Annotated in this window: 10 protein-coding genes; 8 read left to right on the top strand and 2 right to left on the bottom strand. The window is 46.5% G+C overall.

The genetic code is table 11. The features are described 5' to 3' along the window. Positions 1–31 precede the first annotated feature (31 nt). Positions 32–979 carry an IS30-like element ISAs2 family transposase gene (locus AB5Y54_RS05135; RefSeq protein WP_019706001.1) on the bottom strand — a complete coding sequence of 316 codons (948 nt, stop codon included), beginning with the start codon at positions 977–979 and terminating at the stop codon, positions 32–34. Between the two features lie 107 nt (positions 980–1,086). Between AB5Y54_RS05135 and AB5Y54_RS05130 the strand changes: the two genes are divergently transcribed. Both AB5Y54_RS05130 and AB5Y54_RS05125 read left to right on the top strand, forming a co-directional pair. Continuing rightward, on the top strand, positions 1,087–4,749 hold the full coding sequence (locus AB5Y54_RS05130; RefSeq protein ID WP_368153327.1) for a hypothetical protein: 3,663 nt from the start codon (positions 1,087–1,089) through the stop codon (positions 4,747–4,749). Continuing rightward, entirely contained in the window at positions 4,742–6,616 is a 1,875-nt protein-coding gene (locus AB5Y54_RS05125) for a hypothetical protein (RefSeq protein ID WP_103251526.1), read from the top strand. Before AB5Y54_RS05130 ends, AB5Y54_RS05125 begins: the two co-directional genes overlap by 8 nt. A gap of 140 nt (positions 6,617–6,756) precedes the next feature. Here the strand turns inward: AB5Y54_RS05125 and AB5Y54_RS05120 are convergent, their stop codons facing one another. Next, positions 6,757–7,782 carry an IS481 family transposase gene (locus tag AB5Y54_RS05120; RefSeq protein ID WP_103251527.1) on the bottom strand — a complete coding sequence of 342 codons (1,026 nt, stop codon included), beginning with the start codon at positions 7,780–7,782 and terminating at the stop codon, positions 6,757–6,759. A 507-nt stretch (positions 7,783–8,289) separates the two neighbouring features. Between AB5Y54_RS05120 and AB5Y54_RS05115 the strand changes: the two genes are divergently transcribed. The 6 genes from AB5Y54_RS05115 to AB5Y54_RS05090 are packed head-to-tail and all read left to right on the top strand — an operon-like array spanning position 8,290 to position 15,692. Then, entirely contained in the window at positions 8,290–9,162 is an 873-nt protein-coding gene (locus tag AB5Y54_RS05115) for a TnsA endonuclease N-terminal domain-containing protein (protein ID WP_103251528.1), read from the top strand. Then, entirely contained in the window at positions 9,152–11,308 is a 2,157-nt protein-coding gene (locus AB5Y54_RS05110) for a transposase (RefSeq protein ID WP_103251529.1), read from the top strand. Before AB5Y54_RS05115 ends, AB5Y54_RS05110 begins: the two co-directional genes overlap by 11 nt. A 2-nt stretch (positions 11,309–11,310) precedes the next feature. Then, on the top strand, positions 11,311–12,750 hold the full coding sequence (locus AB5Y54_RS05105) for an AAA family ATPase (protein ID WP_077097817.1): 1,440 nt from the start codon (positions 11,311–11,313) through the stop codon (positions 12,748–12,750). Beyond that, positions 12,747–13,706: a TniQ family protein gene (locus AB5Y54_RS05100; protein WP_103251530.1), complete on the top strand. Its 960-nt coding sequence runs from the start codon at positions 12,747–12,749 to the stop codon at positions 13,704–13,706. Before AB5Y54_RS05105 ends, AB5Y54_RS05100 begins: the two co-directional genes overlap by 4 nt. A 3-nt stretch (positions 13,707–13,709) precedes the next feature. After that, positions 13,710–15,332, top strand: coding sequence for a TnsD family Tn7-like transposition protein (locus AB5Y54_RS05095; RefSeq protein WP_368153322.1), 1,623 nt, complete (start codon positions 13,710–13,712; stop codon positions 15,330–15,332). 60 nt (positions 15,333–15,392) lie between these two features. Continuing rightward, positions 15,393–15,692, top strand: a complete 300-nt coding sequence (locus AB5Y54_RS05090; RefSeq protein ID WP_024941359.1) for a hypothetical protein — start codon at positions 15,393–15,395, stop codon at positions 15,690–15,692. The last annotated feature ends 16 nt before the right edge of the window (positions 15,693–15,708 follow it).

Genomic DNA, 15,708 nt, shown 5'->3' with positions numbered 1-15,708 from the left:
CGCGAATTCAACTTCGAAGTGCGACACTCGCCTATGCCGCCTGACGGTACTCTTCGAATACCTTGACAGGCTGCCTGAATCCGAGACATTTCCGAGGTCGTAGGTTGAGCCACTGCTCCGCTCTCCTGACATCCTCGTCCGTGACCTCTCTCAGGTCTGTTCCCTTTGGGATAAACTGCCTCAACAGCCCATTGCTGTTCTCGTTCAGACCGCGCTCCCACGAAGAGTAAGGGTGCGCAAAGTAAGTCTCGGCACCCAGCGCTTCCTCTATCGCCTTGTGTTCGGCAAACTCGCCGCCGTTGTCAAAGGTGATGGTATGCACCTGCTCGATGTAGGGCGTTAACATCTCGATTATCGCATCCCGCACCACCCCAGCCTGTTTGCTCGCGACCCGCTTGACCAGATAGAGCCGGCTCTTGCGCTCCACCAGGGTGACCAGTGCACCTGTGCCTTGCTTGCCCAGCACCGTGTCCGCCTCCCAATCACCGAGCCGCTCCCGGCTATCGACGATAGCCGGCCGTTCATCAATAGAGCGGGCTTCCTTGATGGGAGAACGCAGGCTGCTCGCCCCCTTGCGGTAGCGCTTGTGGCCCTGGCGCAGATGGCGGTACAACTGGCCACCCCGGGCTTTGTCGGCGGCCACATGGCGGTATATCCACTCGTGACTCACCATGAGGCCTATCTGCTTGCCCACCGCGCTTATCTGCTCCGGGCTCCACCACCAGGCGAGTGTCAGCTCGACAAACTGGATGACATCGGCAGATAGCCGAGATTTGGCCGCACTGGCCCGTCGGTGGGTGGCGTGCTGATGCGCATTGTCTGGCTGGTAGCCCTGCGGCCCGGCGTTACGACGCAGCTCCCGGTAGAGGGTGGAGCGATGAACGCCAATGGCGCGTGCGGTGGCAAGGATGGACATCCCCTGTGCGCGAAGCACCGATAACTGGTATCGTTGCCCCTCGGTCAACTGCTGATAGCTCATGGTGATACTGCTTTTACTTTGGCGAGCAGAAGGGTACCACCAATCAGCAGTTGGCCACCTCTCGCCATTCATCCATGAGTGTCGCACTTATTATCTGAATTCCCGCCTTGCTGAGATTTTTCGGTTCTTTTCCTAAGGAAGAGAAATCGATTGCTTTAGCAGAAAGCATTATTGATGGAGAGCTGTCCGGCGGCACCCCTCAAGTAAAAGCTAGGGCGCTAGCGCTAATTGCAAGATACTTATGTGTAGGAGAAAGGGCTCAGCTAGCGAAAAAATGGCTATCATGTTCTAAAAAATTGTGTCAAACGGAGGAGGCTGCGATAGCACAGGCCTTTATCGATGCTATTGAATTGAACAGAGTAGATGCGGCGTCTGGTTTGCTTGCAGGGGGGGCTTCAAATTATTCTGCCTTTTTTATGATTAAAAAAATAGTAGAAGGAAACGACGCTGCTTTGCTCTGGTTAGAAAGTGCAGGATTAAGCTCTCAAGATTTAGACAATGATGGCAAAGTCTTTTTGGTTTCTACATTGTTGATAGAGCATCAATGGGAAAAGGCTTTAGATTCGGCGCAGACGATAGGCGACGCATCATTTTATATTTCACCAGCACTGGCGCAGATTTCTGCGTTTGCATTCTTGGTAAATGCAATTAAGGCTGTTGAACTCCGCGAGAGCGTGTTGGCTTTTATTCCTTTAGCAGCAGATAAGTTTCCACTTGCAGATGATTCTGAATCGACAGCGCTTAGAAATAGAGCTGTCGAACTATTCAAATGTTGTTCAGGTCAGGCAAGGCACCTCGGTGCTGAAGATGTCGCTAATATATCAGATAAATATGTGCTGTGGTTACAGCTTAGAAACAGTGAAACACACGAACAAGCAATTTTAGAACTTGAGAGCTACTTTGTTAGTTACACTCAGAAAACACTTGAGAATTTGTCATTGGCATTTGCTTTTGGAATTGAAATCGATTTTGATGCGATAGAAAAGGAAGTAAATAGACAAACAGCACTAAGTCCAGAGAATGATGCAACTCTTGGTTTAGCCAGATTTGTATTGGCACAGGTACAAAAGCCAATATCGGCAGCAGTGGATTATATTAACCGCCACAGAACTCAAATGGAAGCCGCCGTTAATTCCAGTGCAATTAGTATGCTAGAGATAGAGGCATTAGCGAAGTCAGGGTTGGTCGATGATGCACAACAGCTTTTACAGAAGGTCGGGAATTCTGGAGCGTCAGATGCTGATGTCAGAAAGTTGCAAAATATCATCGAATCAGTTAAGGGGGCTGACCCAGTTGCATTAGCTATAAGTCAATATCAACAAAGTGAAGATACAAGTGATCTTGCTCATTTGGTAAATTTGTTAGAAAGGACAAATCGAGGTAGTAAATACTACTCATACTGCCGAGATCTTTTTTACCGTACAGGCCAGGAAACTGATGCTATCAGAGTCTGTAATGCGGCCTGTTTATTGGGGCGGTTTGCTGAACTTCATCAGTTTTTATTAGATAAGATAGATCTTGTAAAAAGAAGCGAGAGGCTGCAAGCCCATTGGGCTTGGTCTCTTTTTAGAAAAGGAGACTTAATCGGTGCTCATGAACAGATTGTTCGATTGAAGCAGTATAAGTCGCAACAGACTGATCTTAAAACTCTTGAGATCAATCTATCTATATTTGGTGGTGACTGGGAGTCTCTTAGCATTTTTGTGGAAGATTGCTGGAATAATCGGGATGAGTTAAAGGCCAATGACCTTTTACAAGCTGCCCAGTTAGCTAAAGCAATTTCTCCACGGAGAGCAAGGCAAATTTTAGATTTCTGTACAGGAAAATATATGGATGATCCTCAAGTGCTAGCATCATCATACTTCATCGCTACAACAATGGGCACGGAGGACAATCAAGAAACATCAGCATGGCTCAATAAGGCAATAGATCTCTCTAATGACAACGGTCCATTGCGAAGGGCTTCATTCGAAGATGTAAGGGAGATGGTGTCCGAGGCTAGAGAGAAAAATGAGAGGGTCTATAAAGCCTATTTAGATGGCGATGCACCCATTTTTACAGTGGCGGAACTATTGAATAAGACAATGTCTGATTTTTATCTGATCCAGCCATTTGAAAATAAAAAGGCTAAAGATATAAGGCGGAAAAATGTAATTCCGCTATTTCATGGTGTAAGGTTGGATCAGGTCATTGTTGGTAATACAATTGTAGTCGATGCTTCCAGTGCTTTGGTGATGGAAAATATTGGGATATTAACCCATCTGTTTGATTGTTTTGAAAAAATAGTTATCCCGCATTCTTTTATGCGATGGCTTTTTGAAGAGAAGCAGAAAGTTGCTTTTCATCAGCCGAGCCAAATTGAAAAGGCAAAGTATTTTGAGCGGCTTGTTACTGATGGCAAAATTTCCGTTTTTCATCCTAAGAAAATTAATAATCCTGAGCTGGCACTAGATGTAGGTGAAGAGCTTGCGTTTATGCTAGAAGAGGTGCGTGAGAATCCTGCGAATGAGTCGCAATCTGTGGTCGTGTGTTCCTACCCTGTATATAAGGCAGGAGGCACCTTTAGAGAGGTGGAAGCTGACCTTTCTTTATTTCATCACAGTCTGACTTCATGTTCCCAATTAATAAAAAAACTCAAAGATCTAGCCGTAATCACTGAATTTCAGTGTGTTAAAGCCTTAAATTATCTTAGCCAGCACGAAAAAGAATGGCCTGTCGATCTTGAAGTGGTCAGTGGAGCACGATTATTTCTCGATTCACTGTCAATTACCTACCTGATTACCGTTGATATGCTTGATAGACTTAGCGAAGCCGGATTCGAAGTGTATGTATTTAAGGGCGAGCGTGATAGATATAGAACGCTGATAAACTACGGTTCAGTTGTCGAGCAGGCAGATTCGAAAATAGAAAGTATAAGAAAGTTGTTTTTTAATGGGCTTACATCTGGGAAAGTTACACTCGCTGAAATACCTTTAAAAAAAGACCAAGTAGCTGCTTCTGAGAACAATTATGCCAAGCCAACAGAAGAGCTTTTTGAGGCGCTAAAAATATGCGATGCAGCTTTGATAGATGATCGATTTATGAATAAGCATCGAAATATTGCATTTGATGAAAGAACAGTACCAATCTATACATCATTAGACTTTATCGAGACGCTACACCATAAAGGACTTATTTCTAAAGCTCAGAAGCTTGAATTCAGAACATTACTTCGGGAGTTTGGGTTAGAGATTGTTAGCATTTCCAGTGAAGAGCTTGAATATCACCTAAATCACTCCGTTATGTCTGATGGTGAGTTTAAACCAACTAAACAGCTAAGAATGATAAGAGAAAATCTGTTTTTGATCAGGATTAGTGGTCTGGTTCAGCTCCCAAGAGATGCCCAGTGGCTACATGAGACGATGAAGACTATTGCAAAAGCAATAAAAACTCAGTGGACCGCCGATATCTCACCTGAACTAAGTCGCGCTAGCTCCTGCTGGCTATATGAGCTTATGGGTTATAGGGAGTGGGCCCAAGCTCATAAAATAAGAGGGGATGAAGGTATGGCCTATTTAGGCGAGGTTATTAAAGTGAATTCAGTGTTGATTCCGCCGGAGTCTTTATCAGACGAGCAAAAGAAAGGCTACAAAGCATGGTTGGATGAGTTTGTTTTGGGGCCGCTAAAGGATAATGACCCGTGGAGCTTTAAGACTGTAATTGATTCGATGAAGTCGGAGGTTAAAAGTATCGCTCAGAAATCGATACTGGAGGAAGAGGTTTATGACTAACTCATATTCAGTGCGAGCTTATATGGTTTCGCACACTCTCAATTTATTCCCCAGTTTGGTGAGAGAGGAACTATTATCTGATAGTAAGTTGTTGGAAGAACTAGAGCTAGTAACAGATGTCACGATTAGTTTTGGTGATAAAGAAGTCGCATTTTCCAGAACCGCTCTCTTTAAAGCTATTCGCAGTACTTTTGACAATGTCGAGGAAGAGTCCTCCTTAGAGGATATTAATCGCAATGTTTGGTTTCTACGAAATATTCCAGAAGAAAGTTCAGCATTTTCTTTAACCAAAGGTGATGTGCAGATACTTAATAATAGTTTTTGGCCGCTTTTGGGAGATATCGACAGACGGTTAAGTATATTTGAGACAGTAGCGAAGAAGAGTTGCCTTTCGAAAGAGGAGTTTGAGTACTGGAGAGCAGTTCTCTCAATGGAGGCAGTAAGTGATGATGATGTATCTGACTTGTTGCTTGATTTGGATTTATCACCAGCCCACATTAAAGGTGTGTTAAAGAATGAGTTTCAAGGACCATCAAATAGTGTTTCAACACTGGTCCCAAATGAAATTTGTTATTATGAACGGCTTGTGGGTAAGTACAGCGGGAGTAAAAACATTGAGGAGTTCTGTAATAATGAACTCAAGCAGTACCTCGAAGGTAGAATAGAAGGTGGAGTAACTGAAAATAATTTATTGCTTTGTATGCATAAGTCAATATCAAAAGTCATTTCAACTAGGCTCGTTGACGAAGATTCGTATCAGTCAATAGCAAAGCGAGCAATTGAAAGCAGTCATCCGATACTTTTGATATCTTGCCTTGAAATCGGTATTTTGAAATTCGCAAATTCATTAGATGCGACTCTTAAAGCTCTTTTTGAGAGTGTGTCGGCTGTAAAAACATTAGAAAATCTACGTCTTTTTTGCTCGATGGCTGTTTTCGTCGATGGTGAACTGGCGCGACTTCAGATATTTCGCAGTATGCCACCATTCTACCGGCGTCTCGCTTCACTTGCCCAGTCAGCCTTAATTGTTGAAGCTGCACTGGAAGAAAATGTTACCTTTGACAAAGTAGAGCAATGGGCGGCTCAACAGAGAGGGCTTTATTTTTACTGTCAAAATTTTATTGATCTACTAGAGGAGCCAAGATGGTTACCAACGTACTTGACAGCAGATCAATTCATTAATGAGATTTATGGGCGGGTATATAATGTATGTCAAGAAGTTGGTGAATTCGAGATCGCTGAATGTCTGCAAGAAGAGCTTATGACTGGTTCTCGACTCAATATGAATTCGTTTTTACCTGGACCGTTGGAAGGTAACTCTATTCCAGCTGATGTGCCGAGAGAAATATTTAATTTGCTTGATAAGCAAGTCGGCGCTAATGTTTCATTAGCATCGTTCAAAGTTTTGATGAATTCAGCGCCTTTCTGGAAAATTGATGAAAAATATTTGGAACATACAGTTTCGCTATTAGAAAGCGCACAGCATAAGTTATCCTCGGTAAACGATAAAGATTCAGTCTATCAGGTGCTGAACGGGTTAGCGCAAGTTTCTTGTCTGACTAGAAGCAGAAAACTTTCTGCGTCGGTAGTGATTTTAAGTCGTCTATATCGGGACTATATTGATGTGGACTCTGAGCCCGAAAACTATCTTTCATTAGGTTTAGTCGCAGGAGCTGCCTTTGAGGATAAGAATGACTGGGCTGAATATATAGGGCAATGGTGTACAGAATTAGCATATCTGCCAATCAGTGATGATGCAATTTTTAGAATAGAGGCAATGCTCGAAAGGCTTTGCATCTTGGAACCTTATTTGTATCACACCTGTTCAAAGGCTCTAGACATATTTAAGATGCTGAGTAGAAAATAATTTGTATTATCAACTGGTGTCCTGACATTAAGGGAAGGTTAGGGAAAGAGCGAATAAGTCCTTGATGTGAGATCATAAGCCTCTATTGGTATGTACAGATCTAGTTATCACCTGACACCGGCCTCAAACCGGTGTCTTGTTTACGCTATTTTAGTGCGCACTTCCTTCGGTATCAATTTCAGACTCTTCTTGAACATGTTGTAGGGGGGTTGACCCTCCATCATCCTGCCTTGATGTGACCGCTGGGTGTTGTAGTGCTCCAGGTAGCTATCCTGGTCTGCCTGCATCTGTTCTACCGACTCATACCAGGTCGTCCTCCCCTTGATACGGAAGTGTTCATCCAGCAGTGTGCGATGCAGTCGCTCGATAAAGCCGTTGCGCTGCGGCCTGCGTACCTTGGTTGTCCGGTGCTCAATCCCCTCCAGTTGCAGGAACAGCTCGTAGGGATGGTGGTCAGGTCGTCCACAGAACTCACGCCCGTTGTCCGACAAGATGGTATAGATCAGTGCCTCGTGGGCTTCGAAAAACGGCAGTACCGTTTCATTGAGCACATGGACCGAGGTCACCGGCAGCTTGCTGGTGTAGAGCCCCCAGGCGTGGCGACTGTAGCAGTCCAGCACTGTTTGCAGATACACCTTACCAACCCCCTTGAGCGCGCCGACGAAGAAGGTATCGACCGCCACCAGTTCCCCGGTGTAGTGGACCTCAATCTGACGTTCGCGAAACTCGGGGCTGAAGCGCTCTAACAGGCGAATTTGCTCGTCATTGAGCTCAATGGTCTGCTCACGGTGCGTTTTCTCAAGGCGCAGCAAGCGGTCGTGTTTGGAGAGCAAGTCGTGCCGTTGCCACACGCCACGCACTCCACCGGCACTGACGTTGATACCATGCAGAGCCAGTTCTTGGGCGACCCGCAGTGGGCCATGGGTTGGTCTGGTGAGGGAGTAATCGAGGATGGCCTGTTCAATCTCGGGAGCGACCCGATTGGGATGAACCCCTTTGCAGCCGGGCAATTTGTCGAGCAATCCCTCGGCACCATAGGTCTGGTAATTACGGCGAATTTCGTAGAACTGCTGACGGCTGTAGCCGATGAGCTTGCAGGCTTTGCTGACGTTATTGAGCTCTTTGGCGAGCTCTAACAGGCTGAGTTTTACCGGTTGATGAGTCAGGTGATGCCCGGTTGGGAAAAGACCAAAGCGAAGCTGGATGGCATGTCTAATCGCTTGTTGACGTGAGTTATCCGCTCGTCAGTCACCCACAGCCCGGCAGGCCACCCTTGCCGGGCTGAATTTTTTGGTATGGATGCATTGATTGCTCTTCGCATGGAGCCTTTTGTAGCCCAAAATGGACATTTTTTCTGAGCGGAATCACCAATCGCCTCAGAATAATGTTCTATATCCGCCACCCTCTTATGTCAAAAAAGGAATAAAAAATATTTGCTTATTATTTATAAAAATAAATATTCGTGATTATGTATGCTTATGTGATTTTTTATAACTCTATGTTTTTTAAGATAAAAAATGAAATTTTGTTGAGTGTGGCATTTTTGCCATGATAGCGTCGATAGTTATTATTTATAAAAATAAATAAGTAAAAACAACGTCTTACGTGCGCCATTGCGGTTGACGACTCCCTGCCCAGTTACTAGGTTGTATGCAAGTCAGGTAGGAGTAGTCATGCAGCAAAAAACGGTTCAGCAGCCCATCGTCACCGATGCGGAGATCGCAAAAACAGAACGGTACAACCGCAGTATCCAGGCTCGGGGGTATCGGCCCTGGGTCACGGTGCGGCAGTCCCATACCTATGGTCAGGGGCAGATTGTGTATAGTCACAAAACTCGGCGTGAGCATCATCTGCTGAGTCGTGGCGAGAGGGCACCATTTTTCTATTTCGAACGCGATCCAACTGTTATCGACATTCTCGAACAGTATCCGTTACCACTGCATGAAACGCTCAAAATTGCGGCATCTCTGCACATTGTCCATCCTGGTAATTACAAAGAGCGGGCGAATTATGGTGGCCGCATCCCAGCCAAAACTATGACTCAGGATTTTGTCATTATTCGGCAAACGGAGGCAGGGAAGCATATATTGAGTCCATATAGCTTCAAATATTCTGATGCGCTGGATCCAGAAATAACATCCCCCCGTGTTGTTAATCGTACAAGGGCAAAGGAGAAAATTGCCATTGAATATTGGCGTACTCAAAATATTGACCATGTGCTGTTAACGGAAAAAAGCTTCGATAAAGTACATATATATAATCTGGAGTTCCTACGTGAGTGTTTTGATACGCCTGAGTATATTCAGGTATCTGAGGCCATATACCTCATTATATTGGGACGAATCAAACATCACCTGATTGCCCGTCCCTCAAATACCTTGTTAGTGTTGATCCAGCTGGTGGCCAAGGAGTTGAATATTTCTGACGTGCAGGTGAAATGTGTATTTCAATATGCAGTTTACCATGGTGTTATAATCGTTGATCTTACACAACGTTTAGAGTTGTATAGGCCTGTGCCATTCAACGAGGTGGTCCATGCGAGTTAACCAGAAACTGATCACTAATACAAATGGTGGTTCAGAGTTTCTGATTGTCTCTATTTGTTATGACATGGGGTTGTTAGCTGTAAGTGAATTATTAGATGGGCCACCAAAACGGCCGACTAATCTATTAATCGAGAATGTCGAGTCTAATATTGAAAGTGGTGAGTGGACTCTGGCTGAACATCAATTTCCAAAAGTTTTATTTTCCTCTGATAGTGAGCTAGAACCTCAATGGATCAAGATTCGCAATGAGAGGTTGGCTGTAATTAGTCCGTTGCTTAGTCAGCCTGAATTGTTACATCGCTATTTATATGGTGATGCAAGTGGTATATTGAAAACATTGATTGAACATTCCGGCCGAAGTAGGAAATACATTTGCGCTCAATTGAATAGTTATTTCTTTTTTGGAGCTTTTCCAAATTCATTGCTTCCACACTATTTTAATTGTGGCAGCAACTTTCAACTACCAGATGTGCCATTGGGTCAGAAAGCAACCAAGAGTGGCCCAATTACTCGATATGGTACACCATATCGTGGCATTACTCAGCGAGATATTATACAAATTGAGCGTTTTTCAAAATCTATTAAATCTGGCTCTGAAGTGAGGTTGTCAGAGCTATACTTTGACTATTGTTTGAAATATGAATGTGTCAATGTTTTACCGAAGGGCATTGAGGATTGTGACATAGCAGAACCAATTAAAATGTTACTTCATAGGGAATATTTAATATCACCAAGAATATTTAAATATCATCTGAAAAAGTTCGTCAGTGATCTCACGTTCCTGAAAAAGCGAGTAGGCAGTATTAATTATTCCCGTGACCATGCAGGAAAACCAGGTCTTGCCCGTGCCGGCCTGCGGGGGCCAACGTCACGATATGAAATAGACAGTACTATTGCCGATGTTTACATCCGTTACCCGTACAGTAACGATGAGCTACTGAGTACTGGAAGACCGGTTATATATTTTGTCGTTGATACCGCCAGCAGTATGATTGTTGGATTGCATGTCGGTTTCGACTCGCCTTGTTGGCATGGAGCAAGTCAAGCATTATTCAATGCGATGAGTAGTAAGCGAGAGTTTTGTCGGCAGTATGGTGTGGAGATCGAAGAGGCTGACTGGCCCTGCAATTTACCATGTCGTGAATTAACGTTCGACCGGGGCTCTGAGAATACTGATACCAATATTTGCAGCCTGCTGCGCGGACTCATTGGTATCACAGTCGGTAATTTTAATGCCTATCATCGCGGGGATATGAAAGGCCAAGTGGAGAAAACTTTCGACATTATTCAGACTTTAGCGATCCCGTTCGAGGCAGGCAAGGTGGTTAAGTATCCACATAAGGAGGATCAGCACGCATCTCGTCGCCCCCTGTTGACGTATGAACAGTTCATGTATCGACTCATTAATATCATTATCTATTCAAATAATCATCGTCAGCGCGTGACCTCGCACAACCTAGAAATGTCACGTGATGGGGTTGGTTTTACTCCTCGTGATGTATGGAACTGGGGTCTGAAAAATTCAGTGATGGTGAGGCCTGTTCCCATAGACCGCCTGCGATTTGCGCTGTTGCCAGAGGATGAGGCTACGGTGCGTGCTGATGGGATATTTTTTCGAGGCCTTTACTATAGCAGTAATGAAATTGTTCGAATGCAGTGGCTGGATCAGGCGAAAAATCTCGGACGTTTCAAAATCAAAGTCAGGTACATAGATACATGTACTAATCATCTTTGGTTTAAAACTGAGGATAGTGATGAGGTCTATCAGGTTGAGCTGACAGATCGCAGTGAGGCATATCGGAATCAGGTTTGGGCAAATGTCATGCATCGCCTGTATATTGTTAAACAACAATTGGCTGCGTTGGATGAGAAGAGATTCAATGCTCGCGCAGTGTTAGAAATGGACTTTCGCGAATGTGATGAGGTAATTCGAAAAACTAATCGTGGACTGAAAAAATCCACTGCAAAAAATATACAGTCAGGAATGAAAAGCCATAAACAGGTCGAAGGGAACTTGCAACGTCATCATGAGGAAATGGCTATTGCTGCTGATTTAAGAAATACATGTCAGCAAGATAATTATATTAAAAAAACACCCAGTCAGAACCTTGCTGATCCGACAATATTTACAGTTCAGGAGAAATAGTCATGGCCGCACCTCAATATTACCCACATCCCAATTCAAAATATCGGGGAAACCCCTATATCGAGGGGCTTGGCTTGCCGCTCTCAACGGCACAATTTTATGCGAACTGTGAGATCCCTTTTCAGTGTGATCTGGATCTTGCAGGGGTGGATGAATCGCTGCATTCATATTTTATCCGCACAGCCATAGATCAACTGGCGGACGTGTATACCTCTCCAGATGAGGCGTACCGTTTATATGACCAAATACGACGAATGATCGAGGCCGGGTATACTCGACGCAATCCAGTGGGGGCAGATGTGCGCCGGATATTAGCTGCAATTGATCGTGACAAAGCCGAGCCATGGAAAGCCTCTCATGTACTGAGTCTTGGCTTGTCTGTTCAGTATAGCCTGTTACTGCTAGGGCTCAGCGGACGTGGGAAGAGCACGATGGTTAGGCAAATTTGCCAACAGATACCACAAACGATAGAGCATGATCGCTATACGGACCTGCATGGTCACGAAATTATTGTGAGTCGAGTGCAGGTGACCTATCTGTACATTGAAATTCATGATCGCCGTGGCCAAAAAGCACTTTTGCTGAACTTGTTAGAATCACTCGACGCTGTCACTGGTGAGAGTTATAGCCATACCCATAGGAACCGCTCTGTTAATGAGTTGATTTCGGTAGTGCAAAAATCGTTTATCGGCCATGGGGTTGGTTTGCTGATCCTTGATGAAGCGCAGAACCTGGCCAGGTCTGCCAAGAATGAAGTGATCAGTAACAACGAGAAAACGACCATGAAATTCCTAGAGGAACTATTAAATCGAGTGGGGATCCCGTTGATGTTTGTCGGAACATTGGCCACGATGAAATTGTTTGATAGCGAAATGACGCTAACCCGCCGAGCAACTAAAAATGGATTTATGCAGTTGGTAAGCTGCGATATAAATAGCTCATTTTGGCTGCGTTTTATCCGCCTGATATGTCAAACCAGATTTCTGAAAAACCAGAAAACATCAGAGGATGTGTTACGCCAACATATACATTATTTGAGTGCCGGTATCCCGGCTATTGCAACCAGTCTAGTTCGCGCCACGCTATCATATCTAACCCTGCTGAAACCAACAGATCAAGATCTCTCGATCGCAGCATTGGACCTATGTTTCAATCGCGAATTTAAAATCCTCCAGCCTGCGTTGAGTGCTCTGCGTAAAGGTGATTACTACCAATTTGAGGACTTATCGCCGATGTTACTGCTCGAATCAGTGGGAAATAGTCAGGTTGTTGATGGAGACGCATATTCAGCAGAAGGAGAAATCCTGCTGCAAGGCGAGGTTAAAATCACCAAAAAGCTGCCAAAAACAGAGGAAAAGAAGCTAAAAACTTTAGAGCAATTATCCCCGGATTCATTGCTGGGGCAACTCGGTTACTCTGTAGATAAGGGGTCGTGGAAATGATCCTCCATCGGCTGGAGTTGCTACCTGGTGAGCATTTAGGGGCGGTAGTTGGCCGGATGCATGTGCTGAGCACGCACGGGACGTTTACTGCAACGGCCCAGGTGCTGGGGCTGAGCAGCCCACAAATCCGTCCCCATCGTTTATGTCATCCCGACGATCCTGTCCTCGATACCCAATTTCGGGCCCGACACGTTCAACGTGCGTGGCAGGATCACTCTGTCGGCAATTATTTAGCTTCTTTTTTGACTCCGGATGAGCAGAGGATAGTGGCATCAGCATTGGCGGGCCGTTCTCAGCTTCGGTTACGGGTGACTGGCCTGCACAATGTACAACACCAATATTGGCGCTGGTGCGCAGACTGTATTGCCGAGGATTATGAGCTCCATGGTATGCCCTACTACCACCGAGATCATCAACTACCAGGAGTGTTCCATTGTTATCGGCATCAATGCGGTTTGTCTGGTCACTGCGCAGGCTGTGGTTTTTCTGCCAAATTATTGTCGGAACAACTGATCCCACCATACGAGGGCCTCTGCCCCCATTGTGGGCACTGGATGGGGGGATACGATGGTCATTTTTCCGAGCGGATGAAAGAGATTGAGTTGGCGTCGCTGGCATTAGCCCAGTCCGCGAGTGCTCTCACCCTGTGTGCGCTAACTCAGCTGGTGACTGATTCGATGGGCATCTCGGGCGAGGAGATGCGCACGGTCAAAAGTATCAAAACGATCAATGCGTGGTTTCAGCAGATGGACTCGCAATGTGATCCCCTGGCACTTACTGCGTATTTCACCAATAGTGGGGGGCCAGGTCAGGTATGGCAATTACCCCCACAGCTGCGCAATGCACGGGGCTACCATGAGAAGTCAGCCCGAGATCCGTTGCACCCTCTGGCCCATCTAATGATGTTGCAGCATGCAGGCGTCGATCTGGTGGGGCTCTTGGGATCTGAGGGGTGATCGGTGTTGACCTCGGTGATCCCCACCTATATTCCTGGCGAGTCGGCCTACAGCTGGGTCAGCCAGTATTTTGTTCATTCGGCCTACAGTGATCGAAACCATTTTTGTAACCAGCTATTCCACTGTCCTGCTGTTCGGTTGCATCCGGCATTACCAGGGCATATTGAGGCGGCTGCCCAGGCGGCGGGGGTGGATCCGCAATACCTGCTGCACCATGGCACGGGTTTCCCATTGTTCGCCCTGACGCTGAACAATAAGCACCAAGTCCACGCCCTGGCTGCCGCCATGCTGGGTGAGAGGAGGGGAATAATGGCCCTGTCAGGACAAGCCGCCAGCAAACTCGCCTTTGGTGTAGTTTGCCTGAAATGGTGTCCTAGTTGCCTGCTGGAGGATGAACAGACGTTTGGGGCCGGATATTGGCATACAGAGCATCAACTGTATGGAGTGACCGCCTGTATCAGGCATACGCTGCGTTTGCAAACCCTGGCGGCCAGCGCGGGAGGTATCGATCGGCGACTGCTCTTGCCCGATCCCGCCATGCGCTATGAGCAATCGTTGCCGTCCGAGCAAGAAATCTACCTTTCTTCATTTATCACCGAGCTGCATCGGTATCTGTGCGTCCAGTCGCCAGTGGCATCACCAGCTGAGTATTATCGGCGATGGCTGGGACAGCAGGGCTATTTGACAGCCCAAGGTCATCTCCGCAGTCAGGCCCTGTTGAAGGCTCTGAGTGCGTTCTGGCGGAGCCTGTTTACCGGCTCTGCCCCCATGGTGCCAGTGGGCCTGGCCAGTTATCAGTACATCTCGGCTCTGGTTCACGGAAATCGTAACCACCACTACCTAAAACACGCGGTATTGATGGCGTTTGTGAGCCGCAGCCCAGCAGAATTCTTTTCCATCGAGGAGCCACACGTGATGCCGGAGCCTGCCTCTTCTCCGAGTGACAGGCAAGCCGCCGAGCAAGCGGTGTTAAGGCTGCTGGCAGAACAGACCCCCATGCGGCAGATCGCCCGCCAGACTGGATACAGTGTCGGCTATATCAAGCAACTCGCGCTGCGACACCACCAACCTGTTGACCACCGTGCCAAGCGCATCACTGTGGAGGTTGAGCGGGGAATATGGCGTCAGGCGTTCATGGGGGGAGCACGGCAGCAGATCGCGCACAGTCATGGCGTTTCTGTCGGGGCGGTCGAAGCCATTATTCAGAGCCACCAAGGGCTTTCTGACTGGCGACGGCATTTGAAAAGGGTCAACCGTCTACGTGAGCACCGTGTAACGGTGGCTGCATATTTGGCACAGCATGCCGATGTCAGTCGAGGCTGTGTCGAACAGGTGTGTAGAACCGCATTTACTTGGCTCTATAAACATGATCGTGCTTGGTTGTATCAACAGTTACCTGCCGCCAAGCGAGCAGTTCACCATCCCAGTGTGGATTGGGAAGAACGGGATAGGAAACTGGCTGAGCAACTGGGGCTGCTGGCCGAGCAGGCAAGTTCGCTATCTGCATTGGAACGGGCAGTCGATAGGCCAGACTGCCTGAGGAAATACAAAACACGTCTACCGCTCAGTTACGCATTGGCTGTGCGGCTGGTTGCGGCGTATGCCGCTCAACATCCTATGCCCTGATGCTCGCCGTCGATACCTATACAGGTTCTGATATCAGGCATCACAACGAGGAGTATTGCCATGAAGGTCGAAGCAATCGTTCCTACCACACAGGTCGTCGATATTTTGTGCGATGTCTGTGGTGCTAGTACTACTAAATCGCTCGGTACGCAGGAATTCGGCACGCTGGAAGCTTGCTGGGGTTATGGTTCGCAGCACGATGGTGAACGATATCAGGTACACCTATGTGAAGGCTGCTTTTTTGGGGCGCTGGCCAACCTGAGACAGGAGCATCGGTTGATGAATATGTTTTCGGATGATTATCAACCCGCAGACCCTGATCAATTTGGGAAAATTGAAGGCAATCGAGAGCTTATCTAACCACGATTTGAGTGGT

This window comes from Aeromonas sp. s9, from assembly GCF_040907765.1.
Lineage (GTDB): Bacteria > Pseudomonadota > Gammaproteobacteria > Enterobacterales > Aeromonadaceae > Aeromonas > Aeromonas caviae.
Note: the sequence above shows the minus strand (reverse complement) of the source record. Positions and strands in the feature narration are given on the sequence as shown.